Annotated in this window: 4 protein-coding genes and 1 pseudogene; all 5 read right to left on the reverse strand. The window is 62.7% G+C overall.

Going from position 1 to position 4,238, the window contains the following annotated elements:
- A pseudogene (locus tag DBR24_RS14325) lies at positions 1-286 on the reverse strand (cell division protein FtsA); the annotation flags it as partial.
- Between the two features lie 15 nt (positions 287-301).
- The gene (locus DBR24_RS14330; RefSeq protein ID WP_123463150.1) at positions 302-1,168 is read right to left on the reverse strand and encodes a cell division protein FtsQ/DivIB; all 867 of its coding nucleotides are present in this window, start codon (positions 1,166-1,168) and stop codon (positions 302-304) included.
- A 4-nt stretch (positions 1,169-1,172) separates the two neighbouring features.
- The gene (locus tag DBR24_RS14335; protein WP_128615092.1) at positions 1,173-2,132 is read right to left on the reverse strand and encodes a D-alanine--D-alanine ligase; all 960 of its coding nucleotides are present in this window, start codon (positions 2,130-2,132) and stop codon (positions 1,173-1,175) included.
- Positions 2,129-3,589 (reverse strand): UDP-N-acetylmuramate--L-alanine ligase, encoded by a 1,461-nt coding sequence (murC, locus tag DBR24_RS14340; protein WP_123463146.1) that lies wholly within the window; start codon positions 3,587-3,589, stop codon positions 2,129-2,131. Before murC ends, DBR24_RS14335 begins: the two co-directional genes overlap by 4 nt.
- A partial coding sequence (locus tag DBR24_RS32170) for a glycosyltransferase (RefSeq protein WP_305888980.1) occupies positions 3,582-4,238 on the reverse strand: 657 nt, incomplete at its 5' end. The genes DBR24_RS32170 and murC, both read right to left, overlap by 8 nt.

Raw genomic sequence — 4,238 nt, forward strand, 5'->3', positions numbered from 1 at the left:
TGCCGTGGGAGTTCAGGCTGCGAATGTGATTGCCCGCCACGCCGACGAACGCCGAGTGAATGCGGCAGCCCGCCATCAGTTGGGCTTCTTCGATCGCGCGCTGGATCGATTGCACGGTGGACTCGATATTCACCACCACGCCCTTCTTCAGGCCGCGGGACGGGTGAGTACCGATACCGACGATTTCCAGCGTGCCGTCGTCCGCGACCTCGCCTACCAGCGCCACCACTTTGGAGGTGCCGATATCCAGACCGACGATCATTTTGCCGCTTTGCACGTTTGCCATGGGTCCTGCCTCTTCTTAATTCTTTGCGACAGCGGGTTGGGCTGTCGTCGGCGCTACAGGTTCCCGCCAGCCAACGGCGAGGCCGTTGGCGTAGCGCAGATCGATGCGCGCAATGTTCGTAATCTGGTCTTTAAGCGTCTTGTCATAGATGGCAATGAAGCGGCGCATCTTTTCCACCAGGTTGCCGCGTCCCAGCAGCAACTCGATGCCGGGGCCGGAACTGCCGGCACCGGTGGTCAGGAACCAACTCCCGCGTTCACGCAGTTCCAGGCGTGCAATCGAGAAGCCCAACGGCCGCAGCATCTGGCTCAGCACCTGATACTGCTGCATCACTTGCTGCTGGGCCCGTTGTGGACCGAACAGCTGTGGCAGGTGTTCGTAATTCGCCAGTTCCTTGGGCGTAAACGCCTGGCCCTGGTTGTTCAGCAGCGACTCGTCGCCCCAACGGGCCACGGGCAGTTGCTCTTCGAGGCGGATCACCACCTGGTCCGGCCATACCCGGCGCACTTCGGCGTGAGCAATCCACGGCATCTGCTCAAGCTCGGTGCGCATACCGGCCAAGTCGATGGTGAAGAAGCTCGACGCCACGTACGGGGCGATTCGCTGCTGCACCGCTTGCTGGCTGATGTAGCTCAGGTCGCCCTGCACGGCGATCTTGGTGATTGGCCGGTCGGCGTACGGCAGTAACCGCTGCGCGCCTTCGTAAGTGCCAAACCCCAGGACCACCAGCAGCACTGGCCAGAACAGGCTTTTCAGAAAACCGAAGTTGGCTTTCGGCAGGCGCGCAGACATCGGCTCTTTGGCCACCATTCGGCTGGCACCCCGCGGCACCGGCTTACGGCCGGGTGCGGGTGACTGATGTCTGAGCTGAGCGCCTTGCATCGTCTTAACCTCTAGCGTCTTCAACACTGGCGGCCAGAATGGCCAGAACCAGTTGCTGGAAATCCAGACCGGCCGCACGGGCAGCCATCGGCACCAGACTGTGGTCGGTCATGCCCGGAGCGGTGTTCACTTCGAGAAACCAGAACTGCCCGTCGGCGTCCTGCATCACGTCCGCCCTGCCCCAACCGGCAATACCCAGCGCCTCACAGGCCTTGGCCGTGAGATCCATGAGTTCCTTTTCCTTGGCGGCATCCAGCCCGCACGGAATGCGGTACTGGGTATCGTTGGCGATGTACTTGGCGTCGTAGTCGTAGAACGTGTGCGGTGTACCCAGGGCAATAGGAGGCAACACCTGGTCACGCAGGGTGGCGATGGTGAACTCCGGACCTTGAATCCATTGTTCGACCAAGACTTGCGAATCGTAGGTACTGGCCGCTTTCCATGCGTCGATCAACTCGGACGCAGAACTCACTTTGGCCATCCCGATACTTGAACCTTCATGCGCCGGTTTGACGATCAAAGGGAAGCCCAGTTCCGTCGCCGCCGAAATACAATCGGCTTCGCTGCACAGCACGGCGTGACGCGGCGTCGGAATCCCGAGGCTATGCCAGACCTGCTTGGTGCGCAGTTTGTCCATCGCCAGGGCCGAGGCCAGAATGCCGCTGCCGGTGTACGGAATGCCCGCCACTTCGAGCAGGCCCTGCATCGAGCCATCTTCACCGCCACGGCCGTGAAGAATGATGAAGGCGCGGTCGATCTTTTCGCTGAGCAGACGTTGCAGAATGTCGGCACCAACGTCGATGCCGAACGCGTCCACACCGGCGCTCTGCAGCGCTTCGAGCACAGCATTACCGGACTTCAGCGAAACCTCACGCTCGGCACTCAGGCCACCGAACAGCACGGCGACACGGCCGAAGTCTTTCGGCGCGATAGTGGAGAACAGGTTGGCGTAGGCAGCAGTCATTTCAACTTCCCCTCGACCGACGCGGCCACGGCGCCGGCGAACAATTCACTTTTCAACAGCTTCGGCGCGAGTCCGCCGATATCACCTGCGCCCTGGCACAGCAGGATGTCACCGGCACGCAGCAGCGGCTTGACCAGCGGCGCCAGATCGACGCCACGCTCGATGTAGATCGGGTCGAGCTGACCGCGCTGGCGGATGCTGTTGCACAGCTTGCGGCTGTCGGCGCCCGGAATCGGCTCTTCGCCGGCCGGATAGACTTCCATCAGCAGCAGCACGTTGGCGTCGGCCAGGACATTGACGAAATCGTCGTACAGGTCGCGGGTGCGGCTGTAGCGGTGTGGCTGGTAGACCATCACCAGACGGCGCTCCGGCCAGCCACCGCGCACGGCCTTGATCACCGCGGCGACTTCGGTCGGGTGGTGGCCGTAGTCGTCGACCAGCATCACGTTGCCGCCGTCCACCGGCAGTTCGCCGTAGACCTGGAAACGTCGGCCCACGCCCTGGAACCCGGACAGGCCCTGGACGATGGCTTCATCGCTGACGCCTTCGTCAGTGGCGATGCAGATGGTCGCCAGCGAGTTGAGCACGTTGTGGTTGCCCGGCATGTTCACCGAGACTTCCAGTGGCTCACGATCCGGACGCAGCACGGTGAAGAACGTCTGCATGCCTTGCTGGCGCACATTGATCGCGCGTACGTCGGCGTCTTCGCTGAAGCCGTAGGTCACGGTCGGACGTTTGACCTGCGGCAGGATTTCGCGCACCACCGGATCGTCCAGGCACATCACCGCCAGACCGTAGAACGGCAGGTTGTGCAGGAATTCGACGAAGGTTTTCTTCAGTTTGTTGAAGTCACCGTCGTAGGTCGCCATGTGGTCGGCGTCGATGTTGGTCACCACTGCCACCAGCGGTTGCAGGTGCAGGAAGCTCGCATCGCTTTCATCGGCTTCGGCGATCAGGTACCGGCTGGTGCCCAGTTGGGCATTGGTACCCGCCGCGTTCAGACGACCACCGATGACGAACGTCGGGTCCAGGCCACCGGCGGCGAACACCGAAGCGATCAGGCTGGTGGTGGTGGTTTTGCCGTGCGTACCGGCGACGGCGATGCCGTGGCGATAGCGCATCAGTTCGGCGAGCATTTCGGCACGCGGCACCACCGGAATGCGACGCTCGAGGGCGGTCGCCACTTCCGGGTTGGAGGTGTTCACAGCGCTCGAGACCACCAGCACGTCGGCAGTCGCGGCGTTCTCGGCACGGTGGCCGATAAAGATGTGCGCACCGAACGATTCCAGGCGCTCGGTCACCGGCGAGGCTTTCAGGTCGGAACCGGACACTTCATAGCCCAGGTTCAGCAACACTTCGGCGATGCCGCACATGCCCACGCCGCCGATACCGACGAAGTGGATGCGTCGGATGCGGCGCATTTCCGGTTGTGGCATGGCTTTCTGATTCTCAACCATGAGCCACCTCCAGACAGGTGTCGACCACGCTACGGGTGGCATCGGGTTTCGCCAGACGGCGGGCCGCTCGGGCCATTTCTTCAAGTCGTTGCGGTTGCATCAAGACCTCTGTCAGGCGCGCGGCAAGGTCCGCAGCACCAGTCGTTCTTTGCGGCATCAGGAAGGCAGCGCCTTCGCGGGCCAAATAATCGGCATTGCGGGTCTGGTGATCGTCGATCGCGTGGGGCAAGGGCACCAGCATCGACGGCAGACCGGCGGCAGCCAGCTCACTGATGGTCAACGCGCCTGCGCGGCACACCACCAGGTCAGCCCAGCCATAGGCCTGGGCCATGTCTTTGATGAACGGCTGCACCTGCGCGTCCACGCCGGCGGCGCGGTAGCGCTCTGCAGTCACTTCATCGTGGTTTTTGCCGGCCTGATGAAACACTTCCGGGCGCAAATCGGCAGCGACTTGGGCCAGGGCTTCAGGCAGCAACTTGTTCAACGGTTCTGCGCCCAGGCTACCGCCAAGGATCAGCAAACGCGCTTTGCGGCCGGCCAGGGCAGGTCGCGATGTTTCGAGGAACAGCTCGCTGCGCACCGGGTTTCCGGTGGTACGGCGGGTGTCCGACAGAGTAAAGGTGTCGGGGAACGCTTCACACACCCGGGC

Origin of the sequence: Pseudomonas sp. HMWF006 (assembly GCF_003061205.1) — a bacterium.
GTDB lineage: Bacteria > Pseudomonadota > Gammaproteobacteria > Pseudomonadales > Pseudomonadaceae > Aquipseudomonas > Aquipseudomonas monsensis.